This window comes from Streptomyces sp. bgisy130 (genome assembly GCF_057708345.1).
Genome location: NZ_JBYISA010000048.1, coordinates 25927 through 45913 on the forward strand (window position 1 = coordinate 25927; position 19987 = coordinate 45913).

Annotated in this window: 17 protein-coding genes; 10 read left to right on the forward strand and 7 right to left on the reverse strand. The window is 71.2% G+C overall.

The window, feature by feature from the left end:
- Window positions 1–227 precede the first annotated feature (227 nt).
- Both manB and AC3EUV_RS34455 read right to left on the reverse strand, forming a co-directional pair.
- Window positions 228–1310: a mannose-1-phosphate guanylyltransferase gene (gene manB / locus AC3EUV_RS34450; protein ID WP_432146647.1), complete on the reverse strand. Its 1083-nt coding sequence runs from the start codon at window positions 1308–1310 to the stop codon at window positions 228–230.
- 277 nt (window positions 1311–1587) lie between these two features.
- Window positions 1588–2934 carry a peptidoglycan recognition protein family protein gene (locus AC3EUV_RS34455; protein ID WP_435604620.1) on the reverse strand — a complete coding sequence of 449 codons (1347 nt, stop codon included), beginning with the start codon at window positions 2932–2934 and terminating at the stop codon, window positions 1588–1590.
- 129 nt (window positions 2935–3063) lie between these two features.
- Here AC3EUV_RS34455 and AC3EUV_RS34460 point away from each other — a divergent pair, with 129 nt between their 5' ends.
- The 4 genes from AC3EUV_RS34460 to AC3EUV_RS34475 all read left to right on the forward strand — a co-directional run bounded on the left by AC3EUV_RS34460 (window position 3064) and on the right by AC3EUV_RS34475 (window position 8974).
- A complete protein-coding gene (locus AC3EUV_RS34460) occupies window positions 3064–3825 on the forward strand; it encodes a TIGR03089 family protein (RefSeq protein ID WP_435604621.1) in 762 nt (253 codons plus the stop codon).
- 160 nt (window positions 3826–3985) lie between these two features.
- Complete coding sequence (locus tag AC3EUV_RS34465) at window positions 3986–5224, forward strand: LCP family protein (protein ID WP_435604622.1); 1239 nt, start codon at window positions 3986–3988, stop codon at window positions 5222–5224.
- 222 nt (window positions 5225–5446) lie between these two features.
- Window positions 5447–7216, forward strand: a complete 1770-nt coding sequence (locus tag AC3EUV_RS34470) for an LCP family protein (RefSeq protein ID WP_432146643.1) — start codon at window positions 5447–5449, stop codon at window positions 7214–7216.
- Window positions 7217–7282: 66 nt separating this feature from the next.
- Window positions 7283–8974, forward strand: a complete 1692-nt coding sequence (locus tag AC3EUV_RS34475; protein ID WP_435604623.1) for an LCP family protein — start codon at window positions 7283–7285, stop codon at window positions 8972–8974.
- Window positions 8975–9099: 125 nt separating this feature from the next.
- Here the strand turns inward: AC3EUV_RS34475 and AC3EUV_RS34480 are convergent, their stop codons facing one another.
- Window positions 9100–10209 (reverse strand): glycosyltransferase family 2 protein, encoded by a 1110-nt coding sequence (locus AC3EUV_RS34480; RefSeq protein WP_488187992.1) that lies wholly within the window; start codon window positions 10207–10209, stop codon window positions 9100–9102.
- Window positions 10210–10418: 209 nt separating this feature from the next.
- Here AC3EUV_RS34480 and AC3EUV_RS34485 point away from each other — a divergent pair, with 209 nt between their 5' ends.
- The 3 genes from AC3EUV_RS34485 (at window position 10419) to AC3EUV_RS34495 (ending at window position 13011) form a co-directional block, all read left to right on the forward strand.
- Complete coding sequence (locus AC3EUV_RS34485) at window positions 10419–11882, forward strand: LCP family protein (RefSeq protein WP_435604625.1); 1464 nt, start codon at window positions 10419–10421, stop codon at window positions 11880–11882.
- The gene (locus AC3EUV_RS34490) at window positions 11879–12337 is read left to right on the forward strand and encodes a hypothetical protein (protein ID WP_435604626.1); all 459 of its coding nucleotides are present in this window, start codon (window positions 11879–11881) and stop codon (window positions 12335–12337) included. Before AC3EUV_RS34485 ends, AC3EUV_RS34490 begins: the two co-directional genes overlap by 4 nt.
- Window positions 12338–12429: 92 nt before the next feature.
- Complete coding sequence (locus AC3EUV_RS34495; protein WP_432147117.1) at window positions 12430–13011, forward strand: VanZ family protein; 582 nt, start codon at window positions 12430–12432, stop codon at window positions 13009–13011.
- Here the strand turns inward: AC3EUV_RS34495 and AC3EUV_RS34500 are convergent.
- Window positions 12962–13516, reverse strand: coding sequence for an acyl-CoA thioesterase (locus AC3EUV_RS34500; RefSeq protein WP_432147116.1), 555 nt, complete (start codon window positions 13514–13516; stop codon window positions 12962–12964). The genes AC3EUV_RS34495 and AC3EUV_RS34500 overlap by 50 nt on opposite strands.
- A 273-nt stretch (window positions 13517–13789) precedes the next feature.
- On the opposite strand from AC3EUV_RS34500, the gene AC3EUV_RS34505 reads away from it, so the two are divergent.
- Window positions 13790–15082, forward strand: a complete 1293-nt coding sequence (locus tag AC3EUV_RS34505) for an LCP family protein (RefSeq protein WP_432147115.1) — start codon at window positions 13790–13792, stop codon at window positions 15080–15082.
- Window positions 15083–15176: 94 nt separating this feature from the next.
- Here AC3EUV_RS34505 and AC3EUV_RS34510 read toward each other — a convergent pair whose 3' ends face one another.
- Window positions 15177–16352, reverse strand: coding sequence for an acyl-CoA dehydrogenase family protein (locus AC3EUV_RS34510; protein WP_435604627.1), 1176 nt, complete (start codon window positions 16350–16352; stop codon window positions 15177–15179).
- 250 nt (window positions 16353–16602) lie between these two features.
- Here AC3EUV_RS34510 and AC3EUV_RS34515 point away from each other — a divergent pair, with 250 nt between their 5' ends.
- Window positions 16603–17943, forward strand: a complete 1341-nt coding sequence (locus tag AC3EUV_RS34515) for a UDP-glucose dehydrogenase family protein (protein ID WP_435604628.1) — start codon at window positions 16603–16605, stop codon at window positions 17941–17943.
- A 10-nt stretch (window positions 17944–17953) separates the two neighbouring features.
- On the opposite strand, the gene AC3EUV_RS34520 is transcribed toward AC3EUV_RS34515, so the two are convergent.
- Entirely contained in the window at window positions 17954–18508 is a 555-nt protein-coding gene (locus AC3EUV_RS34520) for a CGNR zinc finger domain-containing protein (protein ID WP_435604629.1), read from the reverse strand.
- 74 nt (window positions 18509–18582) lie between these two features.
- On the opposite strand from AC3EUV_RS34520, the gene AC3EUV_RS34525 reads away from it, so the two are divergent.
- Window positions 18583–18951 carry a VOC family protein gene (locus AC3EUV_RS34525; RefSeq protein ID WP_432147129.1) on the forward strand — a complete coding sequence of 123 codons (369 nt, stop codon included), beginning with the start codon at window positions 18583–18585 and terminating at the stop codon, window positions 18949–18951.
- Window positions 18952–19130: 179 nt separating this feature from the next.
- On the opposite strand, the gene AC3EUV_RS34530 is transcribed toward AC3EUV_RS34525, so the two are convergent.
- The gene (locus AC3EUV_RS34530; RefSeq protein WP_432147130.1) at window positions 19131–19688 is read right to left on the reverse strand and encodes a DUF3291 domain-containing protein; all 558 of its coding nucleotides are present in this window, start codon (window positions 19686–19688) and stop codon (window positions 19131–19133) included.
- Window positions 19689–19987 lie beyond the last annotated feature (299 nt).

Consider the following 19987-nt stretch of genomic DNA (forward strand, 5'->3'; position numbering starts at 1 on the left):
ACGGGCGGGGCGGGCCGTGGGGGTGGGCCGTAGGGGGCTGTAGGGGGTGCCGTAGGGGGTGGGCGAACACATCCCGTAGGGGTACCGGGCGCCCCCTCGGGGCCGACAACGGGTGGGGGTGGGGCGGTATTCCCGGGGGCGGTGTCGGACGCCGGGCTGCGGGTCGGACGAACGCGGACTGGTCGGACGCCCGGGCGCCGCCCACCGGTCAGACGCCCGAACGCCCCCTACTGATCGGACGAGAAGCGCACCGAGCCGGCGGCGATTTCGGCGTCGCACCAGATGCGGATGCCGTCGCGGAGTTCGTTGTCGGCGCCGATCCGTGCGCCGTCGCCGATGACCGCGCCGTCCAGGACCGTGCGGGCTCCGATGTGTGCCCCGGCGCCGATGAGGCTGTCCCGGATCCGGGCGCCCGGTTCGATGACCGCGTCTTCGAGGACGGCGCTGCCGTCGATCTCCGCGCCGGCGCCGATGACGGTGCGTGGGCCGACGACGGTGCCGCCGGTGAGCTTGGCGTCGGTGGCGACCTCGGCGGTCTCCAGGATCAGGCGGTCGCCGCAGCGGCCGGGCACCGCCGGGGAGGGGGCGCGGCCGAGGACCAGGTCGGCGGAGCCGCGGACGAAGGCCTGCGGGGTGCCGAGGTCGAGCCAGTAGGTGGAGTCGACCATGCCCTGGAGGTGGGCGCCGTCGGCGAGCAGGCCGGGGAAGGTCTCGCGTTCGACGGAGACCGGGCGGCCGGCCGGGATGGTGTCGATGACCGAGCGGTTGAAGACGTAGGCACCGGCGTTGATCTGGTCGGTGACGATCTCCTCGGGGGTCTGCGGCTTCTCCAGGAAGGCGGTGACCCGGCCGGTGGCGTCGGTGGGCACCAGGCCGAAGGCGCGCGGGTCCTCGACCCGGGTGAGGTGCAGGGAGACATCGGCGCCGGAGGTCCGGTGGGTGCCGACGAGGGCGGCGATGTCCAGGCCGGTGAGGATGTCGCCGTTGAAGATCAGCACCGGGTCGTCGGGGGCGGAGTGCAGCCGCGAGGCGACATTGCGGATGGCGCCGCCGGTGCCCAGCGGCTCCTCTTCGGTGACGTACTCCAGGTGCAGGCCGAGCGCCGAACCGTCGCCAAAATAGGGCTCGAAGACCTCGGCGAGGTAGGAGGTGGCGAGGACGATGTGCTCGACGCCGGCCGCCCGGGCGCGGGCCAGTTGGTGGGTGAGGAACGGCACGCCCGCCGCCGGGACCATGGGCTTGGGCGTATGCACCGTCAGCGGGCGCAGCCGGGTGCCCTTGCCGCCGACCAGGAGGATCGCTTCAGTCACCTTGTCTTCTCTGCTTCCTGCTGGGGTCGGCCGATCGGCGGACCAGTGTAGGCAGACGGGCTCCCGGGCGGCCCCGGTGGTGGTGCGCTCCGGTGCTGTTCGGGCCACGGGGGCTTACGGGACGGGAGGGCGGACGTCGTGGCAGCTGGGACGTGCGGGCCGTGGGAACGGTTGAGTGGTCCCCGCAGCCTGCACCGTGACAGACCCGCGCAAACCCGGAAGATGCCGAAGGTAATGAAGATGCCGTAGGTGCCGTCGTGCCCGGCCGGGCCGCGGCTCAGCGGCCCTGGAGGGTGGCCGCGGCGAGGCGGGTGGCGGCGAGCTTGTTGTAGAGGTGGACGCCGGGGCAGTCGGTGGTGAAGCCGTCCCGGTGGCCGGAAATGACGTGCAGCGGGACCTTGGTGCCCTTGGGGAAGCGGTTTCCGCCGCCGGACAGCAGCTGGGTGGTGGCGCGCGGATCGACGCTGTAGAGGCCGAGCTTCCAGGCCGTCAGACGGGCGATGGCCTCGACGGCGGGCTGGGGCGGCTCATCGTCGGTGAAGGTGCCGAGGACGGCGATGCCGGTGCTGTCGGTGTTGAAGCCGAGGGTGTGGGCGCCCATGACGGGTTTGGCGACGCCGCCCGCGCGGCCCTCGTAGACCGTTCCGCACCTGTCGATGAGGAAGTTGTAGCCGATGTCCCGCCAGTGGTTGCTCTTGACGTGGAAGCGGTACATGGCGCGGATCAGCGAAGGGGCCTCGGCGCAGTCGTAGTTGTTGCCCGAGCCGCTGTGGTGGACGAAGGCGGCGCGGACGGTACGGGTGTAGGTGAAGGCTTTCTCGCGCAGCTGCTCGTCGGCGCCCCAGCCGGCCCGGGTGACGATCCGCGGGCGCGGCCCGATGGAGGTGTGGGCCGGCGGCGCCCCGTCCACGGCGGCGATGTCGGCCTGGGAGGCGGCCTGGTCGAGGGCCGGGATCTCGGTGGCGCCGAGCGGGGCGAGCTTGGTGTTGGCGGCGGAGGCGGCGGTGGCCTCGGGGGTGAGCGGGGCCGGGGGGTCGGCGTGCGCGCCGCGGAGGGCGCGCGGGGGCCGGCCGGGGTCGACGAGTTCCAGCCGCAGTCCGCCCGGGAGGGTGGCCCGGGCGCGGTGGCGGGTCTCGGGGGTGATGCGCAGTTGGACGGCGTCGGAGTCGCCGACCCACAGCGGTGCGGTGCTGCCGCGTACGTCGCTGTCGCGCCGCTCGGCGGAACCGAGGTCGGGGGCGTCGTCGTTGTGGACCTGGACGTCCTGCCAGCCGGACCAGTCGCCGCTGCCGGTGGCGCGGGTGCGGACCTGGACCCGGCCGCGCAGTTCGGCGGCGGCGTCGTCCCAGACGACCCCGAGGAGCGAGAACGGCCGTACGGTGCGGGCCGGGAGGCCGAGCGACTGGGGCGTGGGCGCCGGGGTGGCGTCCCGGGCGTCGGGGCGCGGGGCGGGTGCGCCGAGCGCCGCGACCGGCAGGGACTGGGTGCTGCCCGGCAGTTCACCGGAGCGGGCGGGGCGCGGCGCGGCGGCGGGGGCTGCGCTCGCACCGGCCGCCGGCACGAGGGGCAGGGCGAGGGCGGCGGTGCACACGGCTCCGAGACAGGTCGCAAGGAAGGGGCGCATGGTCAAAATCCTGGACATGTCCGGGCTGAACGCGCCAACGGTGATCTGACGGGGCATCGGCCGATCCGGTGGCGCGGGCGCGCCGGGCCCGCCCCGCCGCCGGCCGCCGCCGCGCGTACCCTGGCCGCGATGAACGCCACCGATCGCACCCCCGCCGACCTGCTGAGTTCCGCGCTCGCCGCGGACCCGGCCCGCCCGCTGGTGACCTTCTACGACGACGCCACCGGCGAGCGCGTGGAACTGTCCGTCGCGACCTTCGCCAATTGGGTGGCCAAGACCGCCAACTACCTCCAGGGCGATCTGGCCGCCGAGCCCGGTGACCGGCTCGCGCTGCTGCTGCCCGCGCACTGGCAGACCGCCGTCTGGCTGCTGGCCTGTTCGTCCGTGGGCGTCGTGGCGGAGGTGGACGGCGATCCGGCCGCCGCCGATCTCGTGGTCGCCGGGCCGGACCGGCTGGAGGCGGCGCTCGCCTGCTCCGGGGAGCGGGTGGCGCTGGCGCTGCGCCCGCTGGGTGGCCGTTTCCCGCAGCCCCCGGCGGGTTTCGCGGACTACGCCGTCGAGGTGCCGGGCCAGGGTGACCGGTTCTCGCCGTTCGCGCCGGTGGACGCGGGGGCCGCGGCGCTGGTCGTCGGCGGCGAGGAGCTGACCGGTTCCGGCACCGTGGCGCGCGCGCTGGCGGACGCGGAAGCGGCCGGGCTGCCGGCGGCGCCCCGGGTGCTGTCGGGGCTGGGCTACGACACCTGGCAGGGCCTGTCGTACGGGCTGTACGCGCCGCTGGCGACCGGCGGCTCCGTGGTGCTGTGCCGCCACCTGGACCGGCTGGGCGCCGAGGCCGCGGCCGACCGGGAGAACAGCGAGAAGATCACGTTCCGGGCGCCGCTGCCGCACTGAGGAAGCGGAGCTCCCCCGTCCGGCGGACCGGACGCGCCCCGGGCGGGCCGGTACGTCCGTTTCAGGCCAGGATCTTGAGTAGGTACAACCCTGCGCGGGTTTCGTCCGTCTCTTGTTCCGTCCGAGCCTGCGTGCGGGCGCGACGCCGACTCCGTGAGGGATGGACGCACAGGTGACCGAGACCCCCGAGCCCCCCAGGTTCGCCGGCTGGGCCGCGCGCCCGGCCGGGCGCCGGGGAGCGGACGGGCCGGGGCCGCCGCGCATCCCGCCGTACCGGCGGCACCGGCGCCGCTGGATCGCGCTGGGGATCGCCGGTTTCGTGCTGGCCGGGGCCGGTACCGGCTGGGCGGTGTACGCCAAGCTCAACAGCAATATCCACACCGACAGCGCCACCGAGCGGGAGCTGCGGAAGTGGGAGTCCGAGCGGCCGCCGGCGGGCCCGCCGAACGCCGGGAACGTGCTGCTGATCGGCTCCGACAGCCGTACCGGCGGCAACGTCCGGTACGGCCACAGCCGCGGCCAGCGCTCGGACACCACGATGCTGCTGCATCTCGCGGCGGACCGGCAGAGCTCCACCGCGGTGAGCATCCCGCGCGATCTGATGGTCGAGCTGCCGCACTGCAAGCGCCCGAACGGCACGGAGACCGGCTCGGCGCCGGCCCCGTTCAACGAGGCGTTCGCGGCGGGCGGCGCGGCCTGCACGATCCGTACGGTCGAGAAGCTGACCGGGATCCGTATCGACCACTACTTGATCATCGACTTCGTCGGCTTCACGAAGATGGTGGACGCGGTGGACGGCGTCGAGGTCTGTCTGCCGCACCCGGTGCACGATCCCGAGGCGCAGCTCAGCCTGTCCGCCGGCCGGCAGACCCTGCACGGTGAGGATGCGCTCGGTTACGTACGGGCACGAAAGAGTCTGGGCAACGGCAGCGATACCCAGCGCATGGAGAGGCAACAGCGATTTCTTGGCGCACTCGTGAAGAAAGTGCAGAGCAATGGTGTCCTGCTCAATCCGACCCGGCTGTATCCGGTGCTGGATGCCGCGACGAGTTCACTGACCACGGACAGCGGGCTGGCTTCCCTGAGGGGGCTGTACGAATTGGTGCGCAGCACCCGCCGTATTCCTACCGACCGGGTCCAGTTCATGACCGTGCCGCGGCAGGAGTACCACCTGGACCGCAATCGCGATGAGCTGCGGCAGCCGGACGCCGGGCGGCTCTTCGCGCGGCTGCACGGGGATCTTCCGGTGACCGTGACGCCCCCGAAGGACGCCGGGGAGGCACCGGTCCGCACCGGAAAGAGATCGTCGGACGACCGGCCGGACTCCCCGTCCGAACCCGCGCCGAGTGCGGGTCCGGCGTTTCCCGGGACGACGGCGGAACACGGAGTCTGCGAATAAAGAGGCCGCAAAACAAGTAGACGACTCGAATGGATTGGGCGGATTGCCCAGTTGTAGGTAAGTGGAATTTGTCACGAGCGTCGCGGGGCGCTGAACTGGGCGGATAGTGTGAGCGATCCGGTCGCTCGACCAAGCCGACCGATGAACCAGCAATCTCGATCGACCTACCGAGCGCCTTGAGGGGATGGCGCCGCGTGGCACCGACGGAGGACTCAAGGCACCGTGGACGCGCAAGGCCGTGGGCGGGCGGGCGACAACAACGTCGATCCCGCCGATCAGTGGGTGTTCGATCCGGACACCGGCAACTACGAACTGCGGCTTGACCCTGGTCAAGCCGCCGCTCGGCCCTCCGACCGCACTGCGGCCGGCAGACGCGCCGCCCGTAAGCGGGACGCCGAGGTCGGCGACACCGACACCCGACCGCTGCCGACCCAGCGCGGCCGGCAGGACGGGAGCGCCGCGGACGGGGACGGCGAGCGCCCGGCGGGCGGCCGGGCGGCACGCCGTGCCGCCGCGGCCCGTACGGCGACAGCGACGGCGGCGGAGGCGGGCCCGGTGGGCCGCCGCAAGCGCAAGCCGAAGAAGTCGGGGAAGAAGCGGGCGCTGCACTGGACCGCCGGTGTGGTGGGCTTCGTGCTCGTCGCCGGCTGCGGCGCCGCGTACTACATCTACCAAGAGCTGGACGGCAACATCTCCAAGGTCGATGTCGGCGTGGAGAACGACGCGGTGTCCGACGGCCCGGTGAACCTCCTGATCATCGGCACCGACTCCCGCTCCGGGAAGGGCAACGGGGGCTACGGCGACGCCGGCAGCGTGGGGCACGCGGACACCACGATCCTGATGCACATCTCCAAGGACCGGACGAACGCCACCGCGCTGAGCATCCCGCGCGACATGATCACCGACATCCCCACCTGCCCCACGAAGCAGAAGGACGAGTCGACGAAGAACATCCCCGGCGAGCAGGGGGTGCGCTTCAACACCAGCCTGGGCCAGGAGGGCCGGGACCCCGGCTGCACCTGGCGCACCGTCGAGAAGATGACCGGGCTGAAGATCAACCACTTCATGATGGCCGACTTCAACGCGGTCAAGGAGCTGTCCAACGCGGTGGACGGCGTCGAGGTGTGCGCGGGCAAGGACATCAACGACCCCAAGTCGCACCTGAAGTTGAAGGCCGGCCGGCACATCGTCAAGGGCGAGCAGGCGCTGGCGTTCGTCCGCACCCGGCACACCGTCGGCTTCGGCAGCGACCTCAGCCGGATCGAGCTTCAGCAGCAGTTCCTCAGCTCGCTGATCCGCAAGCTGAAGTCCAGCGCCTTCAGCAGCCCCACCAAGCTCCTCCAGGTCAGCCAGGCAGCGACCAAGGCGCTGACCGTCGACACCGGGATCGGCACCGCGAGCAAGCTGCTGGACTTCGGCACCGATCTGAAGAAGGTCGACATCGACAAGGTCACCTTCGCCACCGTGCCGGTGCTGGACAACCCCAAGGACCCGGCCACCGTCATCATGGACAAGGCCAAGGCGGACCCGCTGTTCGCGATGGTGCGGGCGGACCACACCCTGGCCAAGGGCAAGAAGGGCAAGGGCAAGAAGTCCGGCCCGGTCAAGAAGGCCGCGCCCGAGGCGGTACGCGTCGATGTCACCAACGGCGGCGGACCGATCGGCTCGGCCCAGGAGACCGTGGACTGGCTCCAGAACACCAAGTCCGCCAAGCTCTCCACCAACGCCGGCAACGCGCCGTCGAAGCTGGCCGCCACCCGCCTCGAATACGCGCCCAACCAGGCCGACCAGGCCGCCACTCTGGCCGACTGGATGGGGCTGCCCAAGAGCGCGCTGAAGAAGTCCGGGCAGAACGCCGGTGACCGCCAGCCGATGAAGCTGGTCCTCGGCAAGGACTTCAAGGCGCCGGGTTCACCGATCGAGGCGCCGACCGAAACCCCGGACGGGGTGCAGAACGTCAATGCAGATGACAAGAACATCTGCGCAAAGTGAATTGAGCGGGATCCGGCCGCCCCGCCGAGGCGCCGAACGCACAACTGACAACGGGGAGAGGGCCGAATGGGGCAGAGCAGTGTGCGTGGGGACCGGTCGCGTCGGAGACGCCGGCCGGAAGCGGCGGAGCCGGTCCGGGACGACGGTGCCCACCAGGACCAGGGGCTGCCCCCGGACGCGCCCGGCTGGACGCCGCCCGAAGGCGGTGCCGTCGCCGCCGCGGACGGGGACGTGCCCGCCGACGGCGGCGGGCACCGCCGAGGGGGGCAGCCGCGCCGCAAGGGCCGCAAGGCGCTGCGGTGGACCGCCCTCACCCTCGCCGTCCTGATAGTGGGCGGCGCGGGTGCCGGGTACTGGTACTACGAGCACCTCAACGCCAACCTCCGCAAGGCACCGCGGTCCCTGGGCGGGGACGGCCTGAAGAAGCCGGACCCCAACGCCTTCGGGCAGAGCCCGCTGAACATCCTGCTGATGGGCTCCGACGGCCGGAACAACGCCAAGAACATCGAGCTCGGCGGCGCCCGCCAGGACGCGGACCGCAAGCCGCTCGCCGATGTGCAGATGCTGCTGCATGTCTCGGCGGACCGCAGCAACATGTCGGTGATCTCCATCCCGCGGGACACCCGGGTGACGATCCCCCGCTGCACCGACCCGAAGACCCACGAGGTCTTTCCACAGACCTCCGCGGCCATCAACCAGTCGCTCCAGCACGGCGGTCCGGGCTGCACCCTCGCCACCTGGCAGGAGCTGACCGGCATCTACATCGACCACTTCATGATGGTCGACTTCGCCGGCGTGGTGGAGATGGCGGACGCCATCGGCGGCGTCCCGGTCTGCGTCGACGGGAACGTCTACTCGCACGACAGCAAGGGCCACGGCAGCGGGCTGAAGCTCACCAAGGGCACCCACTCCGTCAAGGGCGTCCAGGCCCTCCAGTGGCTGCGCACCCGTTACGGCTTCGAGGACAACACCGACATCGGCCGGGCCAAGGCCCAGCACATGTACATGAACTCGATGGTCCGCCAGCTGAAGAAGGACGCCAAGCTCACCAACCCCGGGGAGCTGCGCGATCTGGCGGAGGCGGCGACCAACGCGCTGACCGTCGACGACGGCCTCGACACCGTCAAGAAGCTCTACGACCTCGGCGGCGATCTCAGCCGGGTGCCGACCAAGCGCATCACGATGGTCACCATGCCCTGGCAGTACGGCCCCGGCGAGTCGTATGTCATGCCCAAGCCCGGCGACGCGGAGGCGACCTTCGGGCTGCTGCGCAACGACACCGCGCTGGACGGCAAGGACAAGAAGAAGAAGGCCACCCCGGCCCCCAAGCCGTCAACTCCCAAGGACCAGCTGAAGGTTGTCGTGCAGAACGGCACCAACAGCACGGTGAACGGCCCGGTCTCCGGCCGCGCGTCGGCCGTCCAGCAGCGGCTGTCCGGCCTGGGCTACACCTCGGCCGGCACCGACTCCGCGCTCACCACCCAGGCCGACACCACGATCACGTACCGGGACAAGGCGCAGCGGGGCGACGCCCTGGCGCTGGCGAAGGCGCTCGGACTCCCCAAGGACGCGGTCCGGGAGTCGAGTTCGGCCACCGGGATGCGGCTGGTGGTCGGCAACGACTGGCGCACCGGCCCGTCGTACCCGGAGCAGCCGGGCGACGAGAAGGACGCGGACAAGGCCCCGGACAGCGCGGACGCGCTCAACGGTGAGGACGACAAGGCCTGTATGAAGGTGAATCCGTCGTACAGCTTCTAGGGCGTACAGCCGCTAGGCGGGGCCCCGGTGTTTTTTCCCCGCCGCCCACCCCCCTTCGGGGGGTGGGCGGGTGTAGAGGGCAGGGTCCCGCGCGCAAGCCCGCGAAGAAGCGGGCGGCGCTCCGGCTACTCGGCGTCCGCCGCCGGGGTCATGACCGCCGGGCGGCGGCTGGCGATGACCTTCCTGGCGAGTGAGCGGGGGCTGGTCAGGAAGCCCGCGCCCCAGGCCATGTGCATGGTCGCCAGGGCGACCGGGATCTGGACGCGGGCCTTGAGCGACAGCCCCTTGCCGGCCGGCACCGAACCCGCGGTGATGGCGGCGAGGTAGCCGGCCGGGACGACCAGGCCCCAGGGGGTGACGGCGGCGCCGACCACCAGGCCCGCCGCGATGGCGCACACCGCGGTCGGCGGCGCGAGATAGCGCAGATTGATCGAACCGGCGTGGTAGCGGGCGACGACATGGCGCCACTTGCCGTAGTCCTTGTACTGCTTGGCCAGCGCCCTGACGCTCGGCCGCGGGCGGTACTGGACCTTCAGCTCGGGCGAGAACCAGATCGCGCCGCCGGCCTCCCGGATGCGGAAGTTCAGCTCCCAGTCCTGGGCGCGGATGAACTCCTCGTTGTAGCCGCCCTGCCGCTCCAGCGCCTCGCGGCGGAAGACGCCGAGGTAGACGGTCTCGGCCGGACCGGCCTGCCCGCCCGTGTGGAAGGCGGCGTTGCCCACACCGATCTTGGAGGTCATCGCCGCGGCGACCGCGTCCTCCCAGGCGTTCTCGCCCTCGGCGTGCATGATGCCGCCGACGTTCGCGGCGCCGGTCTCCTCCAGGAGGCGCACGGCGGTGGCGATGTAATTCGGCGAGAGCATGCCGTGGCCGTCGACGCGCACCACGATCGGGTGCCGGGACGCCTTGATCGCGGCGTTCAGCGCGGCCGGGGTGCGGCCGGTGGGGTTGGGCACCGTGTGCACCCGGGCGTCCTCGGCGACGAGCTCGGCGGCGATCTCGTCCGTACGGTCCGTGGACGGGCCGAGGGCGATCACCACCTCCATCTCACCGGCGTACTCCTGCTCCAGGATGTGCCGGACCGAATTGCGGAGGTGACGTTCCTCATTGAGCACCGGCATGATCACGGAGACGGCCGGGGGCTGCTGCTGCGGCATGGTTCCTCGGGGGTACGGCCCGCGGCGGAGCCGCCAGCGACGGCAGCGCCCGCCGGGAGACTGCAGAATCGCGCCCACGTTACCGCGTATGGCGGACGCCCTCGGACGCAGCCGGGTGGCCGGATGCCGGACGCCCGGCGTGTGGTGCTTTGCAGCCGATCATATGGACCTACGGTGTCCTCGTCCGATTGATCCCGGCTTGCCCCGCTCCCCTGCTGCCCCGTTCCCGTGCGGCCCCGCTCCCCGCCGGGCCCCGCTCACGCCGTCCAGCCGCGGAGGTGTCCCCCGTGACCGCGCCGTTCCGCTCCCCCCGTCCGGCCCGGCGCCGGGCCGCCCGGCCCGGTACGCGCCGGCGCCCGCCGGGCCCGCGCTGGGGGCTGCGGATCGGCGCCGCCGTGTCCGTGCTGCTGCTGGCCGCGAGCGGCGTCGGGCACGCCGTGGTCACCGGGGTGGAGAGCGGCATCGGCCGGGTGGACGCCTTCACCGGCATGAGCAACCGGCCCGGGGGCGGCGACGGGCTGAACTTCCTGGTCGTCGGCACGGACGGGCGCGACCGGCTCAGCGCCGCGGAGAAGCAGCGGTACCACCTGGGCGGGGCGCCCTGCCACTGCACCGACACCCTGATGCTGGTGCATCTCTCCGCCGACCGGGACCGCGCCAGCGTGATCAGCCTGCCCCGCGACTCCTACGCCGAGGTCCCCGCCCACACGGACGCCGCCACCGGCCGGCAGCGTGCCAAGCACCCCATCAAGCTGAACGCGGCCTATGCCGAGGGCGGCCCCAGCCTCACCGTGCGGACCGTCGAGCACATGACGGGGGTGCATATCGACCACTACCTGGAGGTCGACTTCACCAGCTTCATGCGCAGCGTGGACGCGGTCGGCGGGGTGGAGATCTGCACCGTACGGCCGCTGCGCGACCGCTTCACGGGGCTGGATCTGCCGGTCGGCAAGTCGCGGCTCAACGGCGGCCAGGCGCTTCAGTACGTGCGCTCACGGCATGTCGACGGCTCCGCCGACCTCGGCCGGATGCAGCGCCAGCAGCGCTTCCTGGCCGCTCTCATTCACAAGATCACCTCCTCCGGAGTGCTGATGAACCCCATCCGCTTCAGGGATGTCGCCGACACGATGCTCCGGTCAGTACGGGCCGATTCGGGCTTCCGGGCCGGCGACCTGGTCGACCTCGGGCAGGCGATGCGCGGCTTCACCCCGTCGTCCTCGGAGTTCACGTCCGTGCCGCTGGGCGATGTGGCCCAGCCGGTGCCGGGGGTCGGCTCGACCGTGCGCTGGGACCCGGTGCAGGCGCCGAAGCTGTTCCGGGCGATCCGCGAGGACCAGCCGATCACGGTGCCCCGGGACCGGGAGGAGCCGCGGGCCAGGGTCGTGGACATCCCGCCGGGCCAGGTCCAGGTGCGGGTCGACAACGGCAGCGACCGGACCGGGCTCGCCGCCACGGTGGCGAAGGAGCTGCACGCCACCGGCTTCGCCACCACCGGCGTCCCCGGCAACTCCGCCCGCGGCAAGGTGCCCCGGACCGTCATCGTCTACGACCCGCGCTGGGACCGCTCGGCCCGCTCACTGGCCGCCGCGCTGCCCGGCGCACAGCTGCGGCCGGCGGCCGGGCGGGGTCCGGTGATGCAGGTGACGGCCGGCCAGGGCCAGGGTTCGGTGCAGCGGGTACGGGCCGAGGAGCCACCGCAGAAGCCGGGCCGGATCTCGGCGATCACCGGGGACGAGGCAGTGTGCCCATGAGCGTCCCCGCGCCCCGTCGTACCGCGCCCCGGCCGCCCGTGCGCCGCCCGGAGGCCCGCTGCCGTGTGCGCCGGGTCACGGTGGCCGTCGCGGCGCTGTGTCTGGTCGCGGCCACCGCCGCCGCGGCGCCGCCGGCGCCTCCCGCACCGACCGGCTGCGGGGAGCTGGTGCGCGGCCGGCTGTGTCTCCAGGGACCGGTGGGGGCCGACGGGATGTACACCGCGACCTACCGGCGGAGCGGGTCGGCGGCCGGTCTCGGCGAGATCGCCGTGCGGCTCGGTTACCAGCGCAAGAACGACCGGATCACCGCCTTCCCCGGCTGGTTCGGCACCCGGCGGACCCAGGGCGGCGCGGTCGGGCTGAGCGGCCGGGTGGAGATGCTCGCGGAGGAGTGCATCCGGGGCGTCATGGAGCGGGGAGAGACGCTCTACGTCACAAAATGGACCTGCGATTGATGCCCGTGATGCGTGAAATGCATGAGATGCGCGGGTTGCACGAGATGCGCGGGATGTATGGCGTGTACGGGATTTCCTGAAAGGGGCGCACTGTGTGGCAGGTTGTGCTGGGTATCACCCCCACCACGGTGGCGCTCTTCCTGGTCCTGGCGCTGGCGGCGGCGGTGGCGCTCGCCCTGTGGACGGCGCTCGCCCCCGACAGCGGCGCACCGCGCACCACGGCCCGTGCGCTGCTGGCCGGCTGGCTGCTGCTGTTCCTGCTGGCGACGCTCGCGCCCAGCCAGCCGGTGGGCTCCGGGGACGCGACGGTGTGGTGGCGGCCCGGTGAGGGGCTGTTCGATCTGGGCGCCCAGCTGGAGCCCGGGGAGCTGGCGATGCTGGTGCGGCGGCAGATCGCCAACGCCGCGCTGTTCGTGCCGGCACCGCTGCTGCTGCGGTTCGCCGCGCCGCGCACGTCGGCCGCCGGGGCGTTCCTGCTGGGCGTGGGGCTGTGCCTGGTCATCGAGACGGCGCAGCTGCTGATGCGGGCCGGGCGGATCGCCGATGTGGACGATGTGATCTGCGCGGCGGCCGGCACCGTCATCGGTACGGGGCTGGCGCTGGCGGGGCAGCTCGGGGTCGCCGCTATGCGTCGTCGAGGCCTTCCGCGGCGCGCCGTTCGCGCAGCTCCTTGATCGCGCGGCGGCGGGCGAGGCGGTGCGTCCGGCGGATCTGCGCCTCCTGGTAGCGGCGCTTGTCACGCTCGGTCTCGGGGAGCACCGGCGGCACCCGGCGCGGTTTGCCCTGTTCGTCGACGGCGGCGAAGACGAGGTAGGCGGAGCCGACCTGCTGGGCCGGGCTGGATTCGTTCCAGCGCTCGGCCAGGACCCGTACGCCGACCTCCATCGAGGAGCGGCCGGTCCAGTTGACCTGGGCGCGTACATGGACGAGGTCGCCGATCCGGACCGGTTCGAGGAAGGCCATCTCGTCCATGGAGGCGGTCACGGCCGGCCCGCCGGAGTGGCGGCCGGCCACCGCGCCCGCCGCATCGTCGACGAGCTTCATGATCACGCCGCCGTGCACCGTTCCGAGGAGGTTCGTGTCGCCGGCCGTCATGATGTGGCTGAGCGTGATGCGGGACACGGAAGTGGGCTTGCCCACCACCTCGTCCTCGGGGTTGTCGGTGACGAGTTCGGTCATGGAGCCAGCCTAAGTGGCCGCCCGTACGGCCCCGCCCCGTCCCCGTCGTGAGACTGGTCTCCCCATAAGCGCAGGTCCGTGACACAGGTCTCATGGCCGCCGCCGGAAACCATCCGGAATGGTTGCTTCCATTAGTGCAGGTCGGAATGGTCATGGCCCCTTGCGGTATGCGGCGGAAGGCCGCCGTAGCTTTGCATCAGCTCTGCAACAGCACTGGCCCGATCCGGCACCCGCCCTATGGAGCACCCCCCTGCGGCGTGCACACTTCCCCGTATGAATGAGTGGCCCAACGGGTGGTCCGGCGACCAGAGCGGCAACCGGTACGGATACGGCAGCGGCAGTGCCGAGCCGGAGGGTGCGCGCGCCATGCCCCAGGTGCGGCGCGGCGCAGGCCCCGGCTATCAGGGGCACGAGCCTCCGATGCCGTCGTCGATGTCCCCGCGCAGGGGCGCGTCCGTACCGCCGCAGCAGTCCCAGGGCTACGACGATTCATACGACGACGGCTACAACACCGGCCAGGTCTACGGCGGCGGCCGCGGCGGCGGTGGCGGCTATGACGACGGCTACGGCCCGGGCGGCCGACCGCGCCCCCGCTGGGGCAAGCGCATCAAGTGGACGGTCATCACCCTGGTCGCGGTCCTGGCGGTCACCTCGGTCGCCACCTACTTCTGGGCCGACGGCAAGCTGCGCCGCAAGGTCGACCTGAGCAAGGTCATCGACCGGCCGGAGACCGGTGACGGCACGAACTACCTGATCGTCGGCTCGGACAGCCGCGAGGGCATGACCGCCGAGCAGAAGCGCAAGCTGCACACCGGCTCCGCCGAGGGCAAGCGCACCGACTCGATGATGATCCTGCACGACGGCAGCAACGGCCCGACGCTGATATCCCTGCCTCGCGACTCCGACGTGGAGATACCCACCTACATCGGCTCGGACTCCGGCAAGAAGTACCCGGGCACCGGGCGGCACACCAAGCTCAACGCGGCCTACGCCGAGGACGGCCCGGAGCTGCTGGTGCGCACCGTCGAGTACAACACCAAGCTGCACATCGACCACTACGTCGAGATCGGCTTCGCCGGCTTCGCCAACATCGTGGACGCCATCGGTGGCGTCGAGATGGACCTCCCCAAGGCGATCAAGGACAAGGACTCCGGCGCCGACTTCCCGGCCGGCAAGCAGACCCTCAACGGCCAGCAGGCGCTCGCCTACGTCCGCACCCGGCACGCCTTCGCCCAGCAGGACCTGGACCGGACGAAGAACCAGCAGAAGTTCCTGGCGACGCTGGCGAGCCAGACCGCCACCCCCGCCACGGTCCTCAACCCCTTCAAGCTCTACCCCACGATGAGCGCCGGCCTGGACACGCTCGTCGTCGACAAGGACATGGGCCTGTGGAGCCTGGGTGAGATGTTCTTCGCGATGAAGGGCGTCACCGGCGGCGAGGGCAAGTCCATGAACATGCCGGTCTCCGGCAGCAACGGCGGCAACCTGGTCTGGGACAAGGCCAAGCTCCGCCAGCTGGTGGAGCAGCTCAACAACGACGAGAAGGTCACGGTCAGCAGCAGCTGACCGCGGCCGGCAGCGGAGACTGCGGAGACAAAGGGGCCCCGGACCGCCATTGCGGTCCGGGGCCCTCTGTGTGTCCGTCTGTGTGTCCGTGCGCCTACTGCGGCAGGTTGCGCGCCATCACGATCCGCTGGACCTGGTTGGTGCCCTCGTAGATCTGGGTGATCTTGGCGTCCCGCATCATCCGCTCGACCGGGTAGTCACGGGTGTAGCCGTAGCCGCCGAGCAGCTGAACGGCGTCCGTGGTGATCTCCATGGCCGCGTCCGAGGCGTAGCACTTGGCCGCCGCGCCGAAGAACGTCAGGTCCTCGCCCTTGCCGCCGGCCGATATCCGCTCGGAGCGGGCGGCCGCGGCGTAGGTCAGCTGGCGGGCCGCCTCCACCTTCATGGCCATGTCGGCGAGCATGAACTGCACGCCCTGGAAGTCGCCGATCGGCTTGCCGAACTGCTTGCGCTCCTGGACATAGCCCTTGGCGTAGTCCAGGGCGCCCTGGGCGATGCCGAGCGCCTGGGCCGCGATGGTGATGCGGGTGTGGTCCAGGGTCTTCATGGCGGTGGCGAAGCCGGTGCCCTCCGCGCCGATCATGCGGTCGGCGGGGATCCGGACGTTGTCGAGGTAGACCTCGCGGGTCGGCGAGCCCTTGATGCCGAGCTTCTTCTCCGGGGCGCCGAAGGAGACCCCCTCGTCGCCCTTCTCGACGACGAAGGCCGAGATGCCCTTGGAGCGCTTCTCCGGGTCGGTGACGGCCATCACCGTGTAGTACTCGCTGACGCCGGCGTTGGTGATCCAGCGCTTGACGCCGTTGAGGAAGTAGTGGTCGCCGTCGCGGACGGCCTTGGTCTTCATACCCGCCGCGTCCGAACCGGCGTCCGGCTCGCTCAGGCAGTACGAGAACATCGCGTCGCCCTTGGCCAGCGGGCCCAGGTACTTCGCCTTCAGCTCCTCGGAGCCGGAGAGGATCACCGGCAGCGAGCCGAGCTTGTTGACCGCCGGGATGAGGGAGGACGACGCACAGACGCGGGCGACCTCCTCGATGACGATGACGGTCGCCAGCGCGTCGGCGCCGGCCCCGCCGTAGGACTCCGGTACGTGGACGGCGTGCAGGTCGTTGGCGACCAGCGCGTCGAGCGCCTCCTGCGGGAAGCGGGCCTCCTCGTCCACCGCGGCGGCGAACGGAGCGATCTTCGCCTCGGCGAGCGCACGCACCGACTCGCGGAGCATGTCGTGCTCCTCAGACGTCCGGTACAGATCGAAATCAGCGGTTCCCGCCAAGGTTTCTCACTCCCCTGTGAGCTGACTGCCAGTGCTAACTACCGTTAAGTAACCCAATTACCTCTCCGGATTCTAGGCGCCGATCCCGGCTGCGGATACGTGAGGTTGCCGACAGTTACCCACGCGGCCCGGAAGCGACTGGAGTAGGCCATTCCTCTCCCGACTATGCTCGTTCAGCGCCGTTTTCCCCAGCCCCACCCGTCGCCCGACCACCGCCCCTCAACGCCGCCCCTCAACGTTTGGAGCGTCCATGCCCCTCAAGATCACCGTGATCGGCACCGGCTACCTCGGCGCCACCCACGCCGCGGCCATGGCCGAGCTGGGCTTCGAGGTGCTGGGGCTCGATGTGGTCCCCGAGAAGATCGAGATGCTTCAGCGGGGCGAGGTCCCGATGTACGAGCCCGGTCTGGAGGATCTGCTGCGCCGCCATGTCGCCGGGATCGAGGGGTCGAGCGGCCGGCTGCGCTTCACCACCTCCTACGAGGAGGTCGGCGCCTTCGGCGATGTGCACTTCGTCTGCGTGAACACCCCGCAGAAGCACGGCGAGTACGCCTGCGACATGAGCTACGTGGAGAGCGCCTTCGACGCGCTGGCGCCGCATCTGACCCGGCCCACGCTGGTGGTCGGCAAGTCCACGGTGCCGGTGGGCAGCGCGGCCCGGCTCGCCGCGCGGCTGGCCGCGGCCGCCCCCGCGGGCGAGGCCGCCGAGCTGGCCTGGAACCCGGAGTTCCTGCGCGAGGGCCTCGCCGTCAAGGACACCCTGCACCCGGACCGGATCGTCGCCGGTGTGGCCGGGGACCGGGCCGAGGAGCTGCTGCGGCAGGTGTACGCCAAGCCGATCGCCGAGGGCTCGCCGTTCATCGTCATGGACTACCCGACGTCCGAGCTGGTGAAGACCTCCGCCAACTCCTTCCTGGCGACCAAGATCTCCTTCATCAACGCGATGGCCGAGGTCTGTGAGGCGGCCGACGGCGATGTGGTGAAGCTGGCCGAGGCCATCGGGCACGACGACCGGATCGGCAAGAAGTTCCTCCGGGCCGGCATCGGCTTCGGCGGCGGCTGCCTGCCCAAGGACCTGCGGGCGTTCATGGCCCGCGCCGGTGAGCTGGGCGCCGACCAGGCGCTGACCTTCCTCCGCGAGATCGACTCCATCAACATGCGGCGCCGCGGCCACATGGTCGAGCTGACCCGGGACGCGGTCGGCGGCGGCTTCCTCGGCAAGCGGGTCGCCGTACTGGGCGCGACCTTCAAGCCGGACTCGGACGACGTCCGCGACTCCCCCGCGCTCAATGTCGCCGGCCAGATCCACCTCCAGGGCGGCCAGGTGACGGTGTACGACCCGAAGGGCATGGAGAACGCCCGGCGGCTCTTCCCGACGCTGGCCTACGCGGACACCGCGCTGGAGGCGGTGCGCGGCGCGGATGTGGTGCTGCATCTGACGGAGTGGCGCGAGTTCCGTGAGCTGGACCCGGCCGCCCTCGGCGAGGTGGTCGCCGAGCGCCGCATCCTGGACGGCCGGAACGCCCTGGACCCGGCGCTGTGGCGCAAGGCCGGCTGGACGTACCGCGCACTGGGCCGCCCCCAGGCGTGACCCCCGCCCCCTACTCGGACTCCGCGCGCCGTGCGCGGTAGGTCCGCATCTTCGCCCGGCTGCCGCAGACCGCCATGGTGCACCAGCGGCTGCGGCCGGCCGGGCTCCTGTCGTAGAAGACCCAGCGGCAGTCATGGGCCTCACATGCCTTGAGCCGGCTCCAGGTGCCGTCCGCGACGGCCGTCGCGATGCCCGCCGCGATCCGCGCGGTGAACTGCGCGGCGCCACCGAGCCCCGGCGCCGGACGCAGCGCGGCGCCGCCGTCGGCAGATACCGCCAGGACGAGCGGCGCGCCGGCGAACAGCCGGTCCAGCGCCCGGGCCGCCCGCTCCGGCACACCGGTGCCGGCGGTATGCGCCAGACACACCTCCCGGAGCGTCTCGCGCAGCTCCTGGAGCGCCGCCAACTCCCGCTCCCCCGCCCCGGGTTCGGCCACCCCGTGCGCACGCAGAAAGGCGCCGGGGCCGCCGTCGGCGGTCAGCGCGTCCGCGCCGGTCTCGATGTCGAGGGTGTTGACCAGATCCTGCACCCAGCGCAGGGAATCCGGAGCTGTTCGGGATGCCACCCTTGCCACGTTACTGATACTCGGCCATCATGCGGTAACGAAGTTACCGGTTGAGTGGATGAGGAGGTAACGCCATGAGTCTGATCAAGCTCGGCGTCGTCGCACTGGACTGCCCCGACCACCGCGCGCTCGCCAACTTCTACGCCGAGATGCTCGACTGGCAGGTGACGGGAGGCGACGACGACTGGATCGAGATCGCCGGCCCCACCGGCCGCACGCTCGCCTTCCAGCAGGTCCCCGACTACCGCCCACCGCAGTGGCCCGGCCAGGACATGCCACAGCAGTTTCATCTCGACTTCGACGTCCACCGCGCGGACATCGACGAGGCCGAGCGCAAGGTCATCGCCCTGGGGGCGAAGCTTGTCCAGGGCAATGCGGAGGGGCGCGACTGGCGGGTTTATGTGGATCCGGCGGGGCACCCCTTTTGTCTGTGCCTTAAGTAAGCCCACATCTTTGGCTTCCCCGCCATGGGCGTTGCTCGCCGTTTATAGCCCGCTTGCGCGGTGCCCTCGCCGTTGCACCTGCGGCGGGCCGGTCCGCTGCGCGGGGCTGTCGGGTGCGGTGACGGGCCTGCGCGGGTGGGGGTGCATGTTGGCGGTCCGGTGCGCCTCAGGCTTCCTGGTCAGCAAGGCTGGTCGCTCTTCGGGGCGATGTCTTTGATGCTGGTCGGAGTTCCGTCCGGGGCGAAGGAGTGGTGGAAGGTGAAGGCGTGCGGTGCGGAGCCGTGGTCGTGGAGGTGTTCCAGCCTGGAAACCCCGTCCTGCCAGGTGGGTATCTCGCCGTCGGGGACCCACCAGAACACGTAATTCGGCTGTGCTGTCTTCTCGAACCAGTCGTAACGCCTGTTCAGCGCCTCACGGTGCAGACCGGTGTAGACGGCGTCGAAGACGGAGCGCAGGTCGGTCCAGAGTGAGAGGGTCGTGGCCAGGGCGGTGGTTTCCACCGTGCGGCCCTTGCCGTACCAGGTCGGTACGGCGAACTCTCCCCATGCACCCCAGTCCGCCCCGAAGAGCATGCCCCGGTCACCGCCTGCCGCTTCAGCCCGCCCGAGGTACCCGGGGTGCTGGCTGATCTTCCGGTAGACGGCCTCACCCCTGTCGTAGAACTCGCGCGTGAGAGGTCCGGGATCGGCGAGAGGTGACTTCAGGACGCCGAATGTGTACAGCGCAAGATGAGGCATGCGTCTCTCCCTGGTTTCGGGTGCCTGGTGTGGACCCGGTTCGGTGGCTGACGCATGGGGGCGAGGATTCGTGGGGCGTGACCAACTCATCCCATCGCGGGTGGCCCAGCCTGAAGGAACTCCTGCGCGACCGTGGGCGATCGCCGAAGACCAGGTGAAGGTAGCTGCCTCTGCGGGCGCTGTCGAAGTTGCGTTTTTCCTGCTCAAGTGGCTTCGTGCACCGGCCAATTGCGGGGCTGGGCCCGGTTATGGCTTTACGGCGGCCAGCCCCCACCCACCCGCACTCACTCCCCCAACGG

Coding starts and splice junctions, on each gene's coding strand:
- AC3EUV_RS34455 (WP_435604620.1), bottom strand. CDS start 2,934: ATGCGCCCCTTCCTTGCGACCTGTCTCGGAGCCGTGTGCACCGCCGCC.
- AC3EUV_RS34460 (WP_435604621.1), top strand. CDS start 3,064: ATGAACGCCACCGATCGCACCCCCGCCGACCTGCTGAGTTCCGCGCTC.
- AC3EUV_RS34465 (WP_435604622.1), top strand. CDS start 3,986: ATGGACGCACAGGTGACCGAGACCCCCGAGCCCCCCAGGTTCGCCGGC.
- AC3EUV_RS34475 (WP_435604623.1), top strand. CDS start 7,283: ATGGGGCAGAGCAGTGTGCGTGGGGACCGGTCGCGTCGGAGACGCCGG.
- AC3EUV_RS34490 (WP_435604626.1), top strand. CDS start 11,879: ATGAGCGTCCCCGCGCCCCGTCGTACCGCGCCCCGGCCGCCCGTGCGC.
- AC3EUV_RS34500 (WP_432147116.1), bottom strand. CDS start 13,516: ATGACCGAACTCGTCACCGACAACCCCGAGGACGAGGTGGTGGGCAAG.
- AC3EUV_RS34505 (WP_432147115.1), top strand. CDS start 13,790: ATGAATGAGTGGCCCAACGGGTGGTCCGGCGACCAGAGCGGCAACCGG.
- AC3EUV_RS34515 (WP_435604628.1), top strand. CDS start 16,603: ATGCCCCTCAAGATCACCGTGATCGGCACCGGCTACCTCGGCGCCACC.
- AC3EUV_RS34525 (WP_432147129.1), top strand. CDS start 18,583: ATGAGTCTGATCAAGCTCGGCGTCGTCGCACTGGACTGCCCCGACCAC.
- AC3EUV_RS34530 (WP_432147130.1), bottom strand. CDS start 19,688: ATGCCTCATCTTGCGCTGTACACATTCGGCGTCCTGAAGTCACCTCTC.